We start from the raw sequence: 18,942 nt of genomic DNA on the forward strand, positions 1-18,942 counted from the left end.
TATGACCAGTTCGTGACGGGGCTTGCGCCTGCAGGTGCGCGCCCTTGCTGGGCGCAAATGAAAAAGACCCGCGATACGGAGGGCTCTTATTGCTCGTTAACGCTTTTTTCCACGCTTTCTCGTCACCTGCTGAGCTCCATTTCGAATAGGAGCTACCTTGGGCTCGACAAATGGGGCATTGGCAGCTGGCATTTGTGGGGGTCCAACAAAATCCAAAGCCTGTAGAACAACAGAAGGACTTTTACGATCCTCCAGAAGGGCAAACAAAGCGAAGCCACCTGCAATCGACAAGATAATTTTGTTTCCCGAAAGAAGCGCCTCAGTAAATTTCGAGGAAACAAAAGAAAGGGTCAACAATACGAGCGGGAAAATTGAGGCTGCATTTACGAATTCGATGCCGATATCCCGGCAGATAAATGGCCCCCGCCCTACCTTTGGACGCTTCTGCCACTGCCATCCAACATACGCGAGTGCAGTTAAGATTGAGCAGATGTCAACCCAATTGCCATCCACGTAAGAGAGCAGCTTGGCTAAACCTCGGAAAAAAAAGTCGGGTTCGTTGGGCGCCACGATGAGTCAATGAGTCAACGATCCGGTCGCCATTACAGCAAATGCGCAACCTTGGCGTAAACGCCTGCCGCCGCACCAAGCAATGCACCATAGGATCGGACATCCCCGGGCACATCCACCCAGCTGAAAAATGCGCCGAACACAATAGCGCCCACCAACGAGCAACCAGCCACGACGCGAAGAGAGCCAAAAACTTTCTTATCATTCATGGTGTTGTTCCTTGGGTTGTTTGAAGAAATTCTCAAAAGCCATATGGCGATATCAAGAATTGCGCGAAGTCTATCACGATTACAACCACGAATCGTTACATCTACACGCTGACCTGTGAGCCCGCCCCCTCAAGCCAAAGCCTCCGACTCGTCTCACAATCGCCGTTCTGCACTCCTCCCAAGTAGGCACTTCGCACTTGTTCTTGGCATCAGGAGTGTTTCACTCGCAGCGCGTCAACAAGCCCCGTCATCTTCATGATTCAGGCCTCTTGGCTCGCCGCCCCTCGATCGCCGCCAGCGAAGCCTCGTATTCCTCCCGCGTCGGAACGTCGCGCTTGCCGTCCGCCTTCCTCGGGAACTTCATTTCGAACATCATCTGAAATTCGGTCATGCTCAGCGCTTCGGCGTCGGCGCTAGACAGGCCCAGATGCACACGCGCCGCGGCGATGTACTCGGAGGCTTCGAACTTGTCGGAAAACTTGCCGTCATCCTTGCTGTCGCCTGGCCGGGCCTTGCCAGCAATGCCGTGTTGCATCAGGTGGCGAGCCATGATGATCTGCTCAACCTCAGGCATCTGGCCGGGATGGCTGCCATCCTCGTCGGTCCAGCCGATCAACGGCGTCGAGTCGTCCTGGTCGCACAGACTTGCCAGGATGTAGGCGGCATCCCTGGCGGCGCTGGCCTCGTGCAGGCCGGCGTACAGCCTGACGATCTCCTGCGGGCTGCCAAGCGCAGCAATGCACCCCAGCGAAGGCGTGAACGTGAATTCAGCGCCCTCGCTGGTGGTGGCCCGGACAAAGCCGCACTCGATCAGCATCAGAGGTCGAACAACTGTGCTTCGATGCCTGCCCCGCCGGTCAGGTGCACCACGCCTTGGCAATAGGCGCTCACGGTGCCCAGCACCACGGCACGACACTCACCTGCGGGAACGTCAATGGCCAGGCCAGCTGCCACCGACACCGGGCCGATGCCCTGGGCGTAGACCGTGGTGCCGGCTGCGCCGTCGAGAGTTGCCGTCAGTTCGCCCGCCGTGGTGTTGCTCAGCACCAGCAGCTGCTTGCGCGCAGGCGTGAAGGTGATGGTGTCATCGGCCGTGAGTGTGGAAACGGGCGCAGAGAAAGCGCCCTGCTGAACTGCATTGATGGATGTGATGGCGGCCATGGCTTACCCCCTTACGCCGGAGTGAAGACGACAGCGCCGTTGCTGGTAGCGGAGATGCTCCAAGTCGCAGCGTCCGCATGAGGCCGTTCGTCAGACCATTCCGTGACGATGAACGGGCCTTCATATTTGCCGCCGTCCGGGTCGGTCATGCGCAGCCAAGCCTTAGGCTGGTTTGCGGTGGCGATGCCGGGGCTGATGGTGTTGACCTTGAACTCGCTCTGGTTGTACAGAGCATCGGTGTAGCTCACGCCATCACCCGAGAACTCCATAGACTTGAACGTCACCAAAGCGGTCTTGGTGAATTGAGGCGACTGGTCGGCGGTGGTGTCCGCCGTGTCCCAGCTGGTTTTCATGCTCTTGCCACGCATCATGCCCAGGCGCTTGTAGGCCAGGCCGGCGGGCAATACATTTTCATCCGCGATGGCGAACTCGACAAGTACGTCGCGTCCAGTAAAAGCACCCATGGTGAGCTCCTTCAGTTGGTGATTGCCGAGATGGCGATTTCGAAAACAGGCCGACCGTCAGCGGTGGCCCAGAACACCGGCTCGGCCGGCTGCAGGAAAACAAGGTTGCCGCTGCTGGCACGCATGGCCTCGACCAGCGCATTGGCGGAGGTCTCTGGAATCTGGGCGGCATCGTCCAGCGCTCCGATCAACATCAGAGAAAACTGCGGGCGGCGCACCAACTCGGCGGGCATGCCGCCGGCGGGCCGGATCACGGCGTAGCGGTCAGTGTTGGCGCCGTCCACCCAGCGGCCGAACTGGATACGCCAGCCAGGCAGAAGTGGGGCAATGAAATTGCGCAAGGCATCGGATGCGGTCATGCGCCCAATGCTAGGGAGGCGCTAAGTCTTGATGCTGCCTTTGATCACGGCGCGAATGTTGGGCTCGGCGCGCTCGAAGCCAAGCTTCAGAAATTCCTTGCTGGCTGACGGGCGACGGAAGTTCTGCGGGTTTTCAGGGTCGTGCACCGGGATGGCGTAGCTGGCCGTGTACCCCACAGTGCCAACGACCTTGCTGCCGCTCTTTTCCACGTTGCGGAACTGAGAATTGAGCAGCGTGCTGGTGTCTATCGGCGTCAGGACACTGGCCTCACTGGCGCCCAGGATGAGGGCTTGCGTCATGCCGCGAGCAGCACCTGCCTGCACCTTAGCGGTGAATTGAGGCAGCTTGCTGGTGGTACGCGGTTTACTGGCCATGGTCTACGTAAGCAGCTTGTAGTCGTCGGCCACCCGGTCGAAGGTGTCGGCATCACGGGTGATTGCGCGCACTTCGAACGCACCGGCCGTAATGGGCGACGCATCGGCAGACTCGCCGATCAGAATGAAATCTCCCTGCTTGATGTCCGCTCGCTCGGTGTAGATGATCTGCCGAGTCGTGAACTCAACGCCCTTTGCATCGGTCATGCGGACTGACTCAGCGCTGTAGTCGCAATCGATGACGACGGGCGAGCCGTAGGTATTGGCGTTGGTCCAGTCGTCGCGGCCCATGAAGGCCCAGAAGGTGGCCTTGGCTGTATACGACCAATTCGCTGCGGCGCTCATCCGTTCACCACGAACATGAATGCCGATGCGGCAGGGTCTGGACCGACCAAGTCCGTGACGGTATCTGCCTTGTCCAGCGCGGCCAGCGAGCGGCGAAGCGCCGCCAAGGCGTTGTCGAAATTCTTGAAGCTGCGACCTGCGCCGGAAGGCGCAGACTGCGAAGCCAGGCGCCGCGGCGCGCCGGCGGCGGCAATGATGGTGACGGCCAGGCACTGGACCATGACGCGGTCATAGTCCGAGTAGCCTGCCTCGATCATCTTCGCTTCTGCCGTGGCCACCTTCGCGACCGCGGCCTCCACGATGAACGCCGGCACGCTCACGCCCAGGGCCTGGTCAAGGTACTGCTGCGCTTGCGTGCTGGTGATCACTTCTTGGCCTTCGCCTTGGCGTCCGCTGCAGCGATAGCAGCCTTTTCCTGTTCAGCCTGTTGCTCGACCTCGGCCAGAGCGGCTTTGACCTTGGCATCGTCGGACTGGGCGGCCTCCAGCTTTTCCCGCAAACCGGCGATCAGCGATTCAGCCTCCGCCAGACGGCTGGTCAGGCCTTCGTTCTCGATACGACTGGCCTGCAACTGCGCATCCACCTCAGCGGTCTTGTCATCTGCTTCGGAGATTCGGCGCAAAGCCTCCTCGCGCAGCTGGTGGAAGGCCTGCTGGACTTCCTCTGAGTCGACAGACACGCTGACGCTGACAGTCCCTACCGAAGCCGGCTCATACTTATGGTCCGCCTCAGCGCCATCGGGCGCCAGCGCGTACTTGCCAACAGCCCAGGCCGGGGCGACCTCGCCCTCGAAGCTGACCACATCGCCCACCTTGGCCCCTGTGGGCCAGGGCGCCTTGAGAGTCTGGATGATGACTTTCATGTGCGCCGCTCCTTATGCCTGGGTGCCGTGCAGGAATGCCGACTGGCCGATGTAATCGCTGCGGAACTGCGGGGCAGCTGCGGCCATCACGCTGAACAGGTAGTCGTCTTCCGGCTCGATGCGGTTCTTGGGACGCGTCACCACGGGCATGGCCGACAGGATGCCGCCCCACTCGCCGCCGTCAATGTCCACAATGCCCAGGACTTCATTCGGGGGAACCGAGGCCACCGGGACGATTTCCTTGATCTGGTTGACGGCATTCAGGCGTTGCAGGATGGTGCCGCTGTAGTTGGCGGCATAGTCGGTCGTGTCGGCGGCCGTGTAGTCTGCCTGGTTGACGAACAGCGTGACCTGGCCGTACTGGTTGTCACCCATGGCTGCCGCAATGGCCTGCTTGATGACCGACAGCCACTGCGCGCCAGTTGCGGTGGCCAGGGTGAAGCCGTGCACGAAGGTGTTGCGCGCCGGCAGGTTGCGCAGGCCGTAGATCACGTTGCCGTCGACCTCGATGCCAGACAGTCCATTGAGGACCATGTCCTCCAGCTTCTCGGCCACCTTGCGCTGGTGGTTGCCGATGGTGGCCGTGTCGATCATGCCGCCACCCTTGCGGATGACTTCCATCTGGCGCCAGCCGAAGCGTGCTGTGGAGTTCAGGATAGGCACCGGGGTGCCGGCGTACTTGACGACCGCTTGGTCGGCCTTGGCGGCGTTGCGACCGTCCATAGTCACCAGCACCTCACCGCTGTCGCTGACCTGCGGGTAGAAGTTCACCAGGTCGGCGATAGACACCGGGATGGTGCTGGCCGCCGCCAGGCGATTGAACATCTGCAGGCGCGTGCGCGAGATCTGCTGCACGCGCGTGTCGATGCGGCGCCAGGCGTCCAGTGGGATCGCCAAGGAGTTGCCTTCCAGGCCCGCCACGATGCCGGCAGCCATTGCCGTGGCGCGCGTGTTGAAGCCGGCGCGCGCGGCCATGATGGCGGTCTGTTGTTCGTTGGTGAAGATCAGCATGTGGACCTCTTAGGGCTTGGTGTAGGAATTGGCGATGACCACATCGGCCAGCTCGCCGGCCGCCACGGTCTTGCCGGGTTGGTCGAAATGGGCGACCACGACACCGGTAGCGACTGCGGCCGTCAGGCGGCCAGCGGCGCCCACCGTCAGCTCTTGGCCGTAGGTGTAAGTGCCTGCGGCCATAGCGCACAGAAACTCGTCATCAGGCTTGGGCAGGTAGGCCACGCCGGTCTCGCCCGCCTTGTAGGGCGTCATCAGCGGGTCGGTTGCGCCGCCGATGCCCAGCGAGCTGTAGAAGTCACGGTCGCCCAGCACGGCCAACCGGCCGCCGCCCACGGCCGTGGCCTGGGTCAGTTGGGTTGCGCCCACCAGGACAAACGTGCCGGGCAGCAACGCAGCGGCCAGGGTCTTGTCGGTGATGGTGCGGGGGCGCGGCACGACGCCGCCGGTGCGGGAAATACGATTCGCCATGTCGGCTCCTTAGAGTTTGTTGAGGTCGTAGCCGGCGAATTCGTCGCCCGGCGCCTTCTGGCCGCTGTTGCCAACCACCACGGGCGCGGCCGCAGCGTTGGTCTTGAACGCCTTCAGGCGCTCGAGCGGGAACAGCTTGAGGTCGTCCACGGTGAGCTGGCTGTTGGTGGCCAGTTCCGCAGCCAGGGCATCACGCTCGGCGTTCTCGACAGCCTTCTTGTCGTCTTCGAGCTTTTTGGACTTGCCCTTCTCGGCCGCCAGCTCGTCTTCGACGGGCTTCTTGACGACCGAGTTGTAGGCAGACAGGGCCTGCGTGTCGGTCAGGCCTTCGGTCTTGATGCCTGCGGCGTTGAGCGCGGCAATGATCTGGTCTTTCACGGTGTCAATCTCCTGTTGGTTCGTGACGGGTTCATAGGACACCTGCCGAGTGACTTCAACAGGTTGTGCGACCAATGCTAGGGAGCCGTTTTCTGCCTTGTGATAGTCCTGGCGCCACAGCTTCCCATCGCGGTTGGACCAGACGACATAGGAGGTGAAGACCTCCCGAATCCATTGGCCCTCGGCCATCAGCGCCTGCAGCTGGGATGTGATCTGGTCGAAGCTGACATCCTTGTTGGCGAACAGGCCGCGCAGCCAGCCCATAGCACCGTCGAAGCGCTTGTCCTCGGGCGCGATGGGCGCATTGGTGACCTCCACGGTCTCGACCTCGGCCTCGTCACCGGCGGAGTTGAGGAACATGCCCACGCCCTGCTCTGGCGTGCCGGCGCCCGGCTGGTCAAGCAGAATGGCGAGATGGTCGTACTGCAAGTTGGTGGCGATCGAGGTGTATTTCTTGCCGAGGCTCTCGCCGTTGGCAACGACCTCGACCAGATTCAAGCCGGTGCTGACATGGACCGCGTCGGCGTTGGTGCCCGCGATGGCTGCATCTAGGCGCTCGACCAGCGCCTTGCCCTTGGGCGTGGCCTGGGCCATCTCGCCATTGACGATGATGTCGACCAGAGTGCGGCCGCCCTCGTGGCGCGCGTTGGTGCAGTACGCGCCGATCCAGGCCGTTGCCAGGGCCTCGCCATTCGCCGCGCTGATGAACTTGCCCGCGCTGTTTTTGGGATGCCCGGCCGGCGCCGGCTTGCCGTTGAGCCCTGGCGCGCCGGCGGCGAGCTGCTCGGCTGGATACAGCCGGCCATTCATCACGATGCCGTCAGTGGCGCCGCAGACGTCGCGGATCGTGTAGGTGTTGCCGGTCTTGCTGATGTTGGCCGCGTTGACGGCGGCCACGATGTGAACGCGTTTTGTGCTCATGGACTTGCCTCGTTGAGATGCAAGCTATGCTAGGGAGCCACCTTTTCCCGGCTAACATTTGCCTCCAAGATCAGGGAGTAGCTATGGACGAATGGACTGTTTTGGTGGAAATGACCAAGGCCACAGCATGGCCTGCAGTGATAGCAGGCATTGCATTTGGCTTTCGCAAAGAGATATCGCAATCATTTGGCGCAGCTGTTAGTGCCTTCGAACGGCTAAAGAAGATTAGCTACGCAGGCGTCACAGGTGAGATGGTCGATGCTTTTTCAGCAGCTGCAATAGCGTCGGAAGAAAAAGTCGACATCACCACAAAAAAGCTTGTCAACGAGGAGCTTACGGCCGAAGAGCGCGAAAGACTTGTTAATGAACTTAAGGCAGCCACAACGGAAGCGGATCAATTACGAAAGGCAGTTGACAACCTAACTACGGCTCAATCATTAAATTCCGAGAATCCTTCAGACGTCGTAATGCTCAATGTAGCGATTAGAGGTCTACGAGAGATAGTTGATGGAATCACAACCGTCAGGGTCGTAGAGCTGGACAAATCAAAGAGACACGACGAGCTTTTCATGGTTATTAACAGATTCATCAAAGAATCCATCCAAAAAGACAGACCATTTTCTAACATCTTCCCAATCACAATTCATTCTCTCCGTAATTTTGGAATTCTTACGAACGACAACTCCATTACCCCATACGGAGTAAGTTTAATTGTCGATATGGCAAGTGGAAGAGGCCTTAATACGTTTAAACGATTAAAAAATAGCTACTTATCCGCTTAATTCTTAGCCGCAGTCCAATTTTTAAGCTCTGTATCTATTGTTTTTCTCAAGCGATCGGTAAGAACAGGCCGCCCATTCGTATCCAGCAAACACTCGGTCTGTCCACAATGACAGTTGTAGCGGTTGCCGTCCCGCGAGTAGAACGCCCGCACCTCATCGGTCGAGTACACGCCGCCATTGCGTGTGGCGTGCGTGCGGCGGGTGGTCGGCAGCAGCGCCGATGTCCACAGCATGCCGATCTTGATGCCCAGCTCCTCGCTGGTCGCCTCGGCTTCGGCCCAGCGCGACTGGCGCAGGGTGTCGGTAATGTCGGTCTGGGCGTACTGGCGGGCCTTGCCCCTGGAGATGTCCAGTCCCTCGGCGATCAGCTTCGCCGCGGCGCGCGGATTAAGGCCATCAACCACCGCCCGGCCGATGATGCCGGCCAGCTTGCTCTGTGCTTCACCCTTGAGGCCGGTCCAGTGCTCATAACCTTTGATGCGGGCCAGGCCCACGCGCACGCGGTAAGACTCGCTGCGGACCACCTGATCGAGGCTGCGCGCCGTGGCATAGATCGATGACAGCTGCGCCAGGTTGGCTGCACTTTGCGCCGTGCCCAGCTGGGAGGCCTGGTCAACGAACGGATTCCACCAGAACAGATACCGCGCCTCGCGCCCATCCTGAAGCCAGCGAGCCAGAGCCGCCTGGATGTCCAGCATAGTCTGGTCCATCACCTCAGGCGTGATGCCGTAGCGGACCAGTCCGGCCTCGTCGTTTAAGGCAAAGACGGGGATGTGCCCGAAGATGGCCAGCACGTCCTTGCGCAGTCCGTCGAAGCGCTGGTTAATCTGCGTCAGCGCGCGGCGCAGCAGTCCGGCGGAGCCTGTCCGGTCGCGGGGTGTGCCAGGAATGGCCGGGTTGCGAGGGCGTTCAAATGGCATTGGAGTGGTTCGGCATCTTGATGCATGCTATGGAGACCATTCCAAAGGAGACAGCGCTATGGCACACACTGAATCATTCAAGACCGAGGAAGAGGCTCACGCATATGCGGAGCAAGCAGGACTCACAAACTACAAAGTCCTGGCAGAACCCGGCCCGCTCTCAGAGACGATGCCGCTAGGGGGTCAAGAAGGCATACCCAAGATTCGCTTCGTCATCGAGTACCAGGACTAGGCTCGCCATCGTCCTGGTCTTGTCGCTCACTGCGCGCCGGATCACCCTCAGTGGGCATGCCGTCGTCATCGCGTTGCTCGAAGTCCATCACGGCGCGCAACTCGTTCGCGTCAAATAGAGGCTCGACTAGACCCGCCTGGAAAGCCTGCTGCATGGCGGACGTCATCTTGCCCAGCAGCTCGGCCTTATCCTTCTCACTAGGCGCGTTGACCGGCGGCCACTCCACTTCGAACTCACCCGAATCGATCAAGCCAGCGGCCTGCAGGCGGCGCACCAGCTCTTCGAGCATCGGCGTCAGTTCCCCATCCTGTCGGGCTGCGCAGCGGTTGGCAAAGTCCGATTTGTCTTCGTCGCTGGCCAGGCGGCCGGTCTGCTGCCCGAACAGGATGGTGAAAGGGATGCGCACCGAAGCGGCGAACTCATTGGCGGCGATGGTCCACGGCCCAGTGGGATCGCTGATGGTGGTCTGCAGCGTGGTGGCGTCACCGCCCTGCATGACGATCGATGCATCACTGCTGCGATTCAGGGCCCGGGCCTGTGATTCGTGGGCCTCGCGCACCGACAGCGGCTCCTTGCCGTCAGGCCCAGGGATTGCCATGGGCATGCCACCGGTGTCGTACTTGAAGACGATGGTCCGCGCGCTGTTCTTCAGGTAGCTCTCGCCCGAGCCCCCGGAAATCTTGTCCAGGTCGACCAGCCGATTGAAGCCGGCGCGCAGCAGCGGCACGCCCTCGAAGAAGTCGCCCACCGATCCCTCGGCCAGGATTTGCACGCGGCTGGGGTGCACATCGGCCCATTCCTCTGGCCTGCCCTGGGTGTCGACGCCCGGCAGTGCCATGCGGCGGTACTGGAACATGGAGGGCGTGCCGTAGTTCTCGGCATTGGCGTCGCTGTGCCAGGACGTGATCTTGATCTGGCTTTCGTAAACAGGAATCAGGTCCACCAGCCGCGTGGCGCGCTCCAGGGGCTCAGAGAGCTTCTTGCCGTCGCCCACCCGATAGATCAGTGCCGCATAGCGCCCCACCAGGTTGCGCCGGTCGAGGTCACGCAGCTTGGCCCAGGCATTGATGCCGCGCAGCACCTTAGCCGCCTTCTTTTCCCAAGGCGATTCTTTGTCGCTGGCCGGGCTCTTGATGCGCGGCAGCTTCTGCCAGCAGCCGTCGAGCAGCTTGTGCACGGCGCCATGGGCTGCACCGCCGCGCTCATAGGCGGCGAGCAGCATGTCGAAGCTGATGTGCTGGCTGTAGCCGTACTGCGCCCACGCCGTGGGCCGCTTGGCGTCGAGGCCGAGGTCACCCAGGAACTGGGTGCGAGCCCGGGCGATTTCGTAGGAGTTGGTGACGAGGTCGGTCATTCACCCCATGCTACGGAGCAGCGGTACATTAGATTAAAAGGAGGAGCTATGGCAGCAGGAAAAAATCAGCATTACGTACCTCAACGATACTTCCGACTGTTTTCTGATGATGGAAGATCGATCCGAGCGCTCAAAATTTCAGATGGCTCAATCATTCCATCTGCCTCAATAAAAGGCCAAGCGAGCAAAGCTTGGTTCTATGGCGATGCAAATATTGAAACCCGACTTGCGGAGCTCGAAGGCATATCGGGCACATCTTTAGCCGACATTGCAAGCTGTACAGCGACTCACCAATTGCCCGAAGAGACATTAGAGAGGTTTCTTGTTTGGATTGCAGTACAGCGAACAAGAACAGAGTCCTCGCGGCAGACCTCGACAGAGACGGACACCGCGATAATCAGAATGTGGTTAGAGGCAGAAATTAATAATAACCCAAATTATAGCGAAGAGGAAAAATCCGCACTCACAGAATCAATGCCGCTTGTTCACGCTGTGGATTCAACCATGCAACTGCAGCGCATGCGAATTGCAGCAGAGAATATCTATGAACTTAAAGATTTAAAACTTGTCCTATTAAAAAACAATTCACTAAAACCATTTATATTTAGCGACGCTCCATGCGTTTACTATAATTTATTGCGCCGCAACGTAAACTACAAAGGCGTTTTGGGAATGAAGTCCTTGGGGTTGATAATAATCTTTCCGATCAATAAAAAAACAATGGCAATTTTCTACGACCCGTTGTCTTACAATGTGCGCAAAGGAGAAAATGGAATTAGAACAACAAATATTGCCTCTGACATTACTTCGCTAAACAGGCTTCAATTCCATACAGCTTCAAATTGCGTCTACTACGCAAAAAATTCAGATGATAGCTACCTCCAATACTTATGGAAGACAGAGCATTCAAATTTAGTCGGAAAAAATCTTGTGAGTCGCGAGTTCAATCATCAAGCAAGAAGTGATGGAACTTCAAGCTCCATATTAATGACGTATGAACCACAAATACCAATCGATTTAAATCTTTCCTTCCTCTCTGTGAAAAACATCGAATTCCCCAGCGAAATTAACACTCGCGAAGAATATCAGGAATATTTCAGGTAAATATCCCCACCTGTGGGTGCAGCAATTGATTAAACCCTCTCGCCGCTGCATCCACCTGATCATCGTACTTGCCAAAAGGGAACATGCGGCACTCATCTTTGAACGCGTCATTCCATGTGCCTCGCAGCAGCAGCACATTCCCTGCATTGATCTGGCTGGCCATGGGCGTGGCCCGCGTCACCTTGTCGCCGGTCTCCGGGCTGAAATGCACGTTGTGGCCGGCCAGCAGCTTGGCAAATGCGGCCACCTGAGACTTACCGGCCTGGCCCGGGTCCTGCGGCAAGCTCTGCTTCAACATGCGCCCATCGGCCAGGGCGGTGTTCTTGATCAGGGTGTCGCGCTTGTTCGTCTCGAACTGCTCGCGCTTCATGTCCGCGATGATGTAGCGCCCGTCGCTCAGCCAGCCCACCTTGCCGCCGGCGGTGAAGTCGCCACTGGTCGACGCACCCAAGTCCCAGCCGCGGCACCACTCCACCACGTTGTGCGGGATCGCGTCCACCACCTGCAGCATATCGGGCTGGATCGTGCCGCCGGCGGGCGGTGCGGGTAGCTGCCGGTACTGGCCGGCGAACACGTAGGGCGCTGACTTTTCCATGCGGCCCAGGGTCGGGACATCGTGCTTCTCGGGCCATAGCGGCGTGCCGTCGTCATTCCACACCGACAGGCAGAGGTTTTCCCACACCTCGCCATTGCCGCCGGCGACGGCCGGGCCCTTGCCATCAGTACCCCGGTCACCAAGCAGCCAGCCGGCCAGGTCTTCCTCGTGCAGGCGCTGCATGATGACGATGATCGGCGTGTCTGGGCTGTTCTTGCGGCTCTCCAGCGTGTTCTGGAACCAGTCGATGACGCCCTTGCGGATCACATCGGAATTCGCCTCATCGGCCTTGTGCGGGTCATCGATGATGATGGCGCCGCCGAAGCCGTCCCGGTGCTTGCCCGCGCCGAAGCCGGTGATGGTGCCGCCGGTGCCGGTGGCGTACATCACCCCGCCCTCGGAGGTTTTCCAGTGATGTTGGGCGTCGCTGGCCAGCTGTAGCCCGGGGAAGATCTCGCGATAGCCCTCATGCTGCACCAGGCCGCGCACGTTGGTGCTGTTGTTGGTGGCAAGTGCACTGGAATAGCTGGCGTGAATGAACTCGCAGTCCGGCACCTTGCCGAAGCACCAGGCGATGAAGTTCACCACGGCCAGCTCGGTCTTGGAATACCGCGGCGGGATGTTGATCACCAGGCGTTTGCACTCGCCGCGGTACACGCGCATCAGCGCATCGCAGATCAGTTGATGGTGCCGGGCGCGCTGCCAGACGAAGCTCTTGCGCTGCAGGAACATCCAGCGCGAGAAGCTGTAGAGATCCTCCCGGGCCCAGCCCACGGCCGCCAAGCGCTCGGCCGGGCTAAAACTTGGCCTGGACACTCTCGACAACTTCCTTCAGCTGGCCCGGGGTGACGTTGTACTGGTTCGCAGGCCCATTCACGTTCAGCTCCTTGACCGTCTCCTTGTTGGCGGCCAGCAGGTTCAGGGCAATGCTTGCGCTGTCGTTGGCGAGCTTGGTCAGCGCCGCAACGCCCTTGAGGCTCTCGATGGACTTCAGGGGCTCAGCGTCATCGACCTTCGACACCTCGCTGTTCGCAAGCGCGCTCAGGCGGTGGGCGGTCTGGGCGCCGTACTGGGCAGCGCTGGCCAGGTTGTCACTGATCGCCCGCAGCTTGGAGGCTAAGTTGACGGCAAGTAACTGTTCCGATATCGGCAGCTCTGAAAGTGCCCGCTCCGCTGCAACTACTTGATGTGCAACGGTTTGGATAGTTTCTGTGCGTTTCGAAACTCGGGCACTTATGGCTGTTTTGGAGACGCCGTATTCCCGGGCCAAGTCGGCTGCCTTCTCTCCTGCAAGCAGCCGCTTGGTGATCTCGGTCCACTGCTCAGGCTTGAGCTTTGATGGCCGTGCCATGCCTTACCCGCCCTCCCCGGCGCCCAGCAGCTCGCGCAGCTTCTCGCTCTTGGTGCGCGCCTTGGCAACCGGGCGGGGCGGACGCTGGCGGGCGCGGCGCTGCTCCTCGCGCTTGTAGTCCTCAGCAGTCCACCGGGCAGGGTATGCAGCCCCCTCCACCCGCAGGACACCCTTTGTCGGCTGTACGCGAGATGCGTACTTGCTGGCCTTCGGCTCGGGTGTTGCTGTGGTCTTGGAACGGAGCTTGAACATGCTGGTGGCGAGGCTGAAGACAGACACAGGGGCGGAAACCGCCTCCGGGGGGACGCCCTGCCCCACTCGGCCCTTTACGCGGCGGATGGTCAGGATCGGATCGCGCTTGCTGCTCTTGGCTTTGGCTGCCGCGCTCTTCGGCTTGGGCGTTGGTGCGGGGGATCGTGCCGGCGGGCATTTCGTCGCCGCCAGCCAGGGGAACAGGGGCAGCGTGTAGCCATCCATGCTACGGAGACTCGGTTTGCGGTGCAGGCTCAAAGGGTGGCCTCCTTACTCGTTTTCTTCAATTCTTTGGTCTTGGCTCTGTAGGTGTCGCGGATCTCGCGCAGCTCGTCGGCGGTGAACTTGCGCACCTGGCTGTCGGCCTCGAGCGCTTCCACCGCAGCCAGGCCGATGCGCTCGATCAGACCCATGCGGTAATCGACGGCCCGGCCAGCGCCCCAGCGGTTGCACTGCTTGCGCTGTGCGTGTGCATTGCGCTCGTCGTAGCGCAGGTGCGCGGCGCTGCCCACGGAGCGGTAATGGCCGCAATCGAAGGACCCGCCCAAGGCGCCGGCGCCCAGCGGCAAGCCACAGCAGATGCACGGCTGGTGCTTGTCGCGCTCACGAATGAAGGCGTTGAAGGCGGTCTGCGCTTCGGCCTTGAGCTCGGGCAGCTTCTTGATCGCCTCCTTGCGGGTCCGAATCTGGGCGCGGTCTTCGGCCTTGTCCTGCTTGACCTTCTTGACTGCGCACTTGAGGCCGCACACCGCCTGCAGGGGCTTGGATGGCACGAATCCGTTACGGCAAACCTTGCACGGGCGGGGCTTTGGGTTGAACGGGAGCATCAGTTGCCCTCCCACAGGTCGTAGAACGTCACGCCCAACTGCGTGGCCGCGTAGGCCTCGACCTGGGTGCAGAACTCGGAAAACTCGACCGTCGTCAGGCCGGTACTGCTCTTGCCGACCACGTTTCCATTGGGCAGCTCTTCCACACCGATGAACATTTGTTTGAAGACCTCATGCCAGTTCTCAGTGCTGTACATCCGTCCTCCTGCCGTGGTCGCCTGGGCGGCGATCTGGGCAAGGACGCCGCCACCCCAGTAGCGCCGGTTCTGCTTCGGCGTGCGCTTGCGGCGCGTGACGGTCAGCACCCAGCGTCCGCCACCCTGCAGCACGGACTTGAGGAACGGGTACAGCTGGCCTTGGATCAGGGCCCAGGCCTGCGCGCGGTTGTGCAGCTCTATCTCCAGGCGATCGGTCATGCGCCCTCCCAGAGTCGACTGACCGTGGCGCCGCGCAGCGTGGACGCATCCAGCAGCGTGAAGCGACCTTCAGGGCGGTGGGCGGGGAACCAGCCGCCGGTGTCGATGTAGTGCACATTCCCAAGGCTTGTCGCGCGCTGCACAGGCGTGTGCCCGACCACCACCGCGCGCACGCCGGCCACATCGTCCAGGGAGGCATGGCCGCTGATGCGCTCCCGGGACCACATTGCCGCTTCGAAGACTGCTTTTTTCAGGGCGCCGCTCAACTGCTCGGTCTCCAGCACCTCGACGAACTGCTCCCACGATGAGAATGGGCAGTCGGCGTGCACGATGCCCACCAGGCCGCGTTCAGTCTCCAACTCCATCGCGATAGGCAGCGCCGCGAATGCCTCTGCAAACTCGCGCGAAAGCTCGGGAGGATTCGAGACATTCCAACCGCCGCCATTTGCGACGTAATTGCGCGCATCCATGTTGCCGTTCGGCCAGCGGATCGCCATGTCCTCGTGGTTTCCGCGAACTGCGTGAAACCACGGCTTTGCCAGCCACTCGAGCGCCAAGTCGCATTCGGGGCCGCGGTCAACAAGATCGCCAACGGAGAACAGGCGGTCGCGCCCGGGATCGAATCCGACCTCATCAATTGCAACCTGCAGCCTGCCGAAGTAGCCATGGACGTCGCCCACGATGAGGTCGCGCCCGCAGTTGTTTCGCTCGAATCGCTTTATCAAGCTCATGGCCGGACTCCCTGCGCCATCAGCTGGGCGAACGGATTGCCAGCGAAACGCCAGGCCCTGCCCTGGCTGACCTGGACCAGATGCGCCGGATTGCAGCAGAGCGCGTTGTCGCAGCGGCACTGGACAGGCCCACCCCATGGCGATGCCTTACCCGCGGCGCTGAGCGCCTGCTTCTGGGCCGAGAAATTCACGCGCTTGCCGCCACGGCGCAACGCAATGCATGGCCGGCCATGGACTGTGGCGCCCTTCCAGATCCAGCATTCGTCAGCCAGCGTGCAGCGAGCCTTGATGGCATCGAGGGTGATGGCGGCGCTCATGCTGCCACCTGCCCGCGATAGCTGACCCAGTCAAACGCCACGGCCTCGCCGCCGTCCTCGCGGAGGCGGTCAAAAATGCGCTCGCCCAGGTACGCCCTCACCTCGTCCAGAGACAGGTTCGACATCAGCAGCGTCGGCTTACGCGCGCCGTAGCGCTCGTTCAGCACCTCGAACATCAGCAGCTTCTCGGTCTCGCTGCCAAACTGCACACCCACCTCGTCGAGAATCAGCAAGTCAGGCCGCACCAGCGTGGCAATGGCCTGCGCCTCGGACGCGTCGCTGTCCTTGTGCCAAGTCTCCTTGATGCTGCGCACTGCCTGCATCACTGACGAAAACAACACAAGCCGGTTGTCGCGGCGCATCAGGCGCAGGGCGATGCCGGCCGCCAGGTGGGTCTTGCCAGTGCCGATGTTGCCGACGAACATTGCGCACCGGCCTGTTTCCATAACCTTGTCGAAGTCATCCGCGTAGGCGGTGGCAAAGGCCAGGGCATGCTGCTGCGCGGGGGTCGTGGCGATGTAGTTTTTCAGCGTGCGGTCGGCAAAGCGCGGCGGGATGCAGGCTCGGCCAATCTGCTCTTCCCATGCGCCCTTGTGCGCAGCGCGCTCGGCAGCGGCTTCTTTGGCTTTGCGGGCGGCTGTTTCCTCGTCTGCACACACCGGGCACTTCGACCAGATTCGGCCAATGAAGTTGATGGCTTCGAATTCGCCGTGCGTCTCGCAGGCGTCGGTTCGGGTGGGTTTTGCGGCCTTTGGGGCGGCCAGTTCGGACAGTTGCAGCATTACAGCTTTCCTCCAACGTAGGTGCGGGCGGCAAAGTTCTCGGGGGCGGGGGTGCGGCGGCCAGGAGTCATCGCGGAGGCCGGGACATCAGGCCGGAACAGCCCTTGCCATCCAGCGATGGCGGCGTTCTCCAGGGCAGCAGCGTGGTCGACGCCCTCGTCGCGCCACTTGGCCAGCTTGTTGACTGCCATCTGCTTTTGCTCGTTCGTTGCCTTTTTCCGCTTGTCGCAGGAGTGCCATGCGTCCCAGTGCTGCTGATCGATCCAGTCCGGCAGGGCGAAAGCTGGCGCGGCAACGCGCTTGTCTTTCTTCACTTGTTGGTTCAGTGATGGTTCATTGATGGTTATGGCGGCAGAATCTGCCGAGGGGGCCTGCAGAATCTGCCGGGGGGGTATGCAGTTATTGCCGGGGTGACCGGCAGAATCTGCCGGGGTGGGCGGCAAAATCTGCCGGGGTGCAGAATCTGCCGGGGTCTGTTTTTCCTCAGGATCTGGTGCGCATGAGCGCAAGATTCCCTTGTCGTACTCGGTCAGATATTTCCTGGCCGACAGGCACTTGAAAACAGCGGCGCGCAGCGCCTTCAAATCGATTTGGTATTCCGAGCTGCGGCCCATGCGCTCGTTGCGCCCCAGTAGCCCTTGCGCGTCCATTGCGGACAGGTGCCCGCGCACAGCGCGAACAGACAGACCGCACTTGTCGGCCAGGCTCTGGACAGAAGGAAAGCAGTTGCCCTCGTCGTTGGCGTTGTCGCATACAGCCAGCAGCACCAGGCGCGGGCCAGCTTGCAACTCAGTGCGCCAAGCCAAGGTCATGTAGTCGACGCTCATGCGGCCTCCCAGACGCGATAGCCGTCACGGATCAGGTCTTCGCCGTTGAACTGCACCACGCGCGCTTTTCCGTTACGGAAAAGTTCAGGCAGCCGCCGGTCAATCTGCACAACGGTCAGACCGGTGCGGTCCATGAGTTCATCCGCCGTGCCCGGACCTTGAGCCAGGGCGGCCAGGATTCGCTCGCAGTGCGGGCCAGAGAATGCGCTGACAGCCTCGGCCGCCGTGACGCTGGTGATGGGATCGTGCGCGCGCACAAAGAAAGAGGTATTCATCGGCGTCTCCGAAACGGCAACACCCTGGCCGGCTGCGCTTTGATGCGGTAGCGCGCGGCAAGGGTGCTTTGTGCAAGCTGCGTGGCAGCCTGCTCTGTTGTCAGGCCATGCGCTTTGGCATAGGCCTCGAGTGCTGCAGCTTCCCGGTTCGACAGATCGACCGGCTGCTGGTGTGGGGGTGGTGATGGCACAGGGGTTCATTCCGCGTTACGCAAACGTTGAGAAAAGACACGCCTGCGTCACTGATGTGCTGCTCGCAATTCCGGAGCATTCACCCCAGAATTGGCACCATGCACACGCGTCAACCCTTCCAGGATCAATTCACGCAAAAACACGGACGTCTGCATGCCGTTGAACTCCGCCATTGCCTCGGCCAAGCGGGCCTCAGAGTCGTTGAGGGACAGGTTCACGCGCTTCTTGCGGATGTGGGTGGGATCGGCGTACATAGGTCAGGCTTCCTTGGTGGAGGTCTTGTGGGCGGGGGTGGAGGGGGTGCCCGCCGCACCCTGGGCTATGCTGGGAGTTCTCACACAACCCAAAGCCACAAGGAGGGCGGACATGTTCGGAATACCTGAGGCAATGACGTCACTGGCCGCGATCAAAGGCATCGCGGAGGGCTTCGTTGCAACGCGCGACGAAACCAAAGTCATGAGCATCAAACTAGATCTCATGAAGCGCGCTTTCGAGATCCAGCAGGCGCTCAATGCGCTGCAAGATGAGCTGACGACGGTCAAGACAGAGAAAGCTCAGCTGCAGCAAGAAAATCTGGAACTGAAGAAGCGCCTGGACGCAGTGAATGAATACGAACTGATTGAACTGATTGGTGGCGCCCATGTCCTTATGTCGAAGCCAGTCAGTGGCGCGACCCACAGGCCGCCGTACTTCTGTCAGGCCTGCCACAGCGACGGAAAGAAGTCGGCGCTGAGCTTTGAGGAGTCGGCATTTGGCGAGAGCAGCTTCCCGGCGCACCTTAATTGCCAGCGCAGCAAGGGGCACCAACTGAGCCTCCCCGGCGGCACGCAAGCTAAACAGCTTGGTTTTGCGGGTTGAC

General features: G+C 60.7%; 29 protein-coding genes. 3 read left to right on the top strand and 26 right to left on the bottom strand.

The genetic code is table 11. From position 1 onward, the window contains the following. Positions 1 to 96 precede the first annotated feature (96 nt). The 13 genes from N0K08_RS17365 to N0K08_RS17425 form a co-directional block, all read right to left on the bottom strand. Entirely contained in the window at positions 97 to 570 is a 474-nt protein-coding gene (locus N0K08_RS17365; protein WP_261501662.1) for a hypothetical protein, read from the bottom strand. 32 nt (positions 571 to 602) lie between these two features. Next, a complete protein-coding gene (locus N0K08_RS17370; protein ID WP_261501663.1) occupies positions 603 to 779 on the bottom strand; it encodes a hypothetical protein in 177 nt (58 codons plus the stop codon). 253 nt (positions 780 to 1,032) lie between these two features. Continuing rightward, complete coding sequence (locus N0K08_RS17375; RefSeq protein ID WP_261501664.1) at positions 1,033 to 1,596, bottom strand: DUF6246 family protein; 564 nt, start codon at positions 1,594 to 1,596, stop codon at positions 1,033 to 1,035. Beyond that, on the bottom strand, positions 1,596 to 1,940 hold the full coding sequence (locus N0K08_RS17380; protein ID WP_261501665.1) for a hypothetical protein: 345 nt from the start codon (positions 1,938 to 1,940) through the stop codon (positions 1,596 to 1,598). Before N0K08_RS17380 ends, N0K08_RS17375 begins: the two co-directional genes overlap by 1 nt. Before the next feature lie 11 nt (positions 1,941 to 1,951). Further along, positions 1,952 to 2,404, bottom strand: coding sequence for a phage tail tube protein (locus N0K08_RS17385; RefSeq protein WP_261501666.1), 453 nt, complete (start codon positions 2,402 to 2,404; stop codon positions 1,952 to 1,954). Positions 2,405 to 2,415: 11 nt separating this feature from the next. Continuing rightward, on the bottom strand, positions 2,416 to 2,763 hold the full coding sequence (locus N0K08_RS17390) for a phage tail termination protein (protein WP_261501667.1): 348 nt from the start codon (positions 2,761 to 2,763) through the stop codon (positions 2,416 to 2,418). 21 nt (positions 2,764 to 2,784) lie between these two features. After that, positions 2,785 to 3,063, bottom strand: coding sequence for a hypothetical protein (locus N0K08_RS17395; protein ID WP_261501668.1), 279 nt, complete (start codon positions 3,061 to 3,063; stop codon positions 2,785 to 2,787). Positions 3,064 to 3,141: 78 nt separating this feature from the next. Next, positions 3,142 to 3,483, bottom strand: a complete 342-nt coding sequence (locus N0K08_RS17400; RefSeq protein ID WP_261501669.1) for a hypothetical protein — start codon at positions 3,481 to 3,483, stop codon at positions 3,142 to 3,144. Then, complete coding sequence (locus N0K08_RS17405; RefSeq protein WP_261501670.1) at positions 3,480 to 3,851, bottom strand: DUF7370 family protein; 372 nt, start codon at positions 3,849 to 3,851, stop codon at positions 3,480 to 3,482. The genes N0K08_RS17400 and N0K08_RS17405 overlap by 4 nt, the downstream gene beginning before the upstream one ends. Further along, a complete protein-coding gene (locus tag N0K08_RS17410) occupies positions 3,848 to 4,345 on the bottom strand; it encodes a hypothetical protein (RefSeq protein WP_261501671.1) in 498 nt (165 codons plus the stop codon). Before N0K08_RS17410 ends, N0K08_RS17405 begins: the two co-directional genes overlap by 4 nt. Before the next feature lie 12 nt (positions 4,346 to 4,357). Beyond that, positions 4,358 to 5,356 (bottom strand): bacteriocin family protein, encoded by a 999-nt coding sequence (locus tag N0K08_RS17415; RefSeq protein WP_261501672.1) that lies wholly within the window; start codon positions 5,354 to 5,356, stop codon positions 4,358 to 4,360. A gap of 9 nt (positions 5,357 to 5,365) precedes the next feature. After that, entirely contained in the window at positions 5,366 to 5,827 is a 462-nt protein-coding gene (locus tag N0K08_RS17420; RefSeq protein WP_261501673.1) for a hypothetical protein, read from the bottom strand. A gap of 9 nt (positions 5,828 to 5,836) precedes the next feature. Next, the gene (locus N0K08_RS17425) at positions 5,837 to 7,126 is read right to left on the bottom strand and encodes a hypothetical protein (RefSeq protein ID WP_261501674.1); all 1,290 of its coding nucleotides are present in this window, start codon (positions 7,124 to 7,126) and stop codon (positions 5,837 to 5,839) included. Between the two features lie 83 nt (positions 7,127 to 7,209). Between N0K08_RS17425 and N0K08_RS17430 the strand changes: the two genes are divergently transcribed. After that, positions 7,210 to 7,908, top strand: coding sequence for a hypothetical protein (locus N0K08_RS17430; RefSeq protein ID WP_261501675.1), 699 nt, complete (start codon positions 7,210 to 7,212; stop codon positions 7,906 to 7,908). On the opposite strand, the gene N0K08_RS17435 is transcribed toward N0K08_RS17430, so the two are convergent. Further along, positions 7,905 to 8,828: a phage minor head protein gene (locus N0K08_RS17435; protein ID WP_261501676.1), complete on the bottom strand. Its 924-nt coding sequence runs from the start codon at positions 8,826 to 8,828 to the stop codon at positions 7,905 to 7,907. The genes N0K08_RS17430 and N0K08_RS17435 overlap by 4 nt on opposite strands. A 212-nt stretch (positions 8,829 to 9,040) precedes the next feature. Continuing rightward, positions 9,041 to 10,414 carry a DUF1073 domain-containing protein gene (locus N0K08_RS17440; RefSeq protein ID WP_261501677.1) on the bottom strand — a complete coding sequence of 458 codons (1,374 nt, stop codon included), beginning with the start codon at positions 10,412 to 10,414 and terminating at the stop codon, positions 9,041 to 9,043. A gap of 48 nt (positions 10,415 to 10,462) precedes the next feature. Here N0K08_RS17440 and N0K08_RS17445 point away from each other — a divergent pair, with 48 nt between their 5' ends. Then, positions 10,463 to 11,518: a DUF4238 domain-containing protein gene (locus N0K08_RS17445; RefSeq protein WP_261501678.1), complete on the top strand. Its 1,056-nt coding sequence runs from the start codon at positions 10,463 to 10,465 to the stop codon at positions 11,516 to 11,518. Here the strand turns inward: N0K08_RS17445 and terL are convergent. The 11 genes from terL to N0K08_RS17500 all read right to left on the bottom strand — a co-directional run bounded on the left by terL (position 11,511) and on the right by N0K08_RS17500 (position 18,337). Next, positions 11,511 to 12,929, bottom strand: coding sequence for a phage terminase large subunit (gene terL, locus N0K08_RS17450; RefSeq protein WP_261501679.1), 1,419 nt, complete (start codon positions 12,927 to 12,929; stop codon positions 11,511 to 11,513). The genes N0K08_RS17445 and terL overlap by 8 nt on opposite strands. Next, positions 12,910 to 13,464, bottom strand: coding sequence for a helix-turn-helix domain-containing protein (locus tag N0K08_RS17455; RefSeq protein ID WP_261501680.1), 555 nt, complete (start codon positions 13,462 to 13,464; stop codon positions 12,910 to 12,912). The genes terL and N0K08_RS17455 overlap by 20 nt, the downstream gene beginning before the upstream one ends. A gap of 3 nt (positions 13,465 to 13,467) precedes the next feature. Further along, positions 13,468 to 13,974, bottom strand: a complete 507-nt coding sequence (locus N0K08_RS17460) for a hypothetical protein (RefSeq protein ID WP_261501681.1) — start codon at positions 13,972 to 13,974, stop codon at positions 13,468 to 13,470. After that, complete coding sequence (locus N0K08_RS17465) at positions 13,971 to 14,543, bottom strand: recombination protein NinG (protein ID WP_261501682.1); 573 nt, start codon at positions 14,541 to 14,543, stop codon at positions 13,971 to 13,973. The genes N0K08_RS17460 and N0K08_RS17465 overlap by 4 nt, the downstream gene beginning before the upstream one ends. Next, positions 14,543 to 14,959, bottom strand: coding sequence for a recombination protein NinB (locus tag N0K08_RS17470; RefSeq protein ID WP_261501683.1), 417 nt, complete (start codon positions 14,957 to 14,959; stop codon positions 14,543 to 14,545). Before N0K08_RS17470 ends, N0K08_RS17465 begins: the two co-directional genes overlap by 1 nt. After that, positions 14,956 to 15,690 carry a metallophosphoesterase gene (locus N0K08_RS17475; RefSeq protein ID WP_261501684.1) on the bottom strand — a complete coding sequence of 245 codons (735 nt, stop codon included), beginning with the start codon at positions 15,688 to 15,690 and terminating at the stop codon, positions 14,956 to 14,958. The genes N0K08_RS17470 and N0K08_RS17475 overlap by 4 nt, the downstream gene beginning before the upstream one ends. Continuing rightward, a complete protein-coding gene (locus tag N0K08_RS17480) occupies positions 15,687 to 16,007 on the bottom strand; it encodes a hypothetical protein (protein ID WP_261501685.1) in 321 nt (106 codons plus the stop codon). Before N0K08_RS17480 ends, N0K08_RS17475 begins: the two co-directional genes overlap by 4 nt. Beyond that, entirely contained in the window at positions 16,004 to 16,789 is a 786-nt protein-coding gene (locus N0K08_RS17485) for an ATP-binding protein (protein WP_261501686.1), read from the bottom strand. The genes N0K08_RS17480 and N0K08_RS17485 overlap by 4 nt, the downstream gene beginning before the upstream one ends. Then, on the bottom strand, positions 16,789 to 17,616 hold the full coding sequence (locus tag N0K08_RS17490) for a helix-turn-helix domain-containing protein (protein WP_261501687.1): 828 nt from the start codon (positions 17,614 to 17,616) through the stop codon (positions 16,789 to 16,791). The genes N0K08_RS17485 and N0K08_RS17490 overlap by 1 nt, the downstream gene beginning before the upstream one ends. After that, a complete protein-coding gene (locus tag N0K08_RS17495) occupies positions 17,613 to 17,891 on the bottom strand; it encodes a helix-turn-helix domain-containing protein (protein ID WP_261501688.1) in 279 nt (92 codons plus the stop codon). Before N0K08_RS17495 ends, N0K08_RS17490 begins: the two co-directional genes overlap by 4 nt. Positions 17,892 to 18,130: 239 nt before the next feature. After that, entirely contained in the window at positions 18,131 to 18,337 is a 207-nt protein-coding gene (locus N0K08_RS17500) for a hypothetical protein (protein WP_261501689.1), read from the bottom strand. A gap of 112 nt (positions 18,338 to 18,449) precedes the next feature. Here N0K08_RS17500 and N0K08_RS17505 point away from each other — a divergent pair, with 112 nt between their 5' ends. Next, entirely contained in the window at positions 18,450 to 18,941 is a 492-nt protein-coding gene (locus N0K08_RS17505) for a hypothetical protein (RefSeq protein WP_261501690.1), read from the top strand. Position 18,942 lies beyond the last annotated feature (1 nt).

The organism is Acidovorax bellezanensis (assembly GCF_025421555.1).
GTDB classification, from domain to species: Bacteria; Pseudomonadota; Gammaproteobacteria; order Burkholderiales; family Burkholderiaceae_C; genus Comamonas; species Comamonas bellezanensis.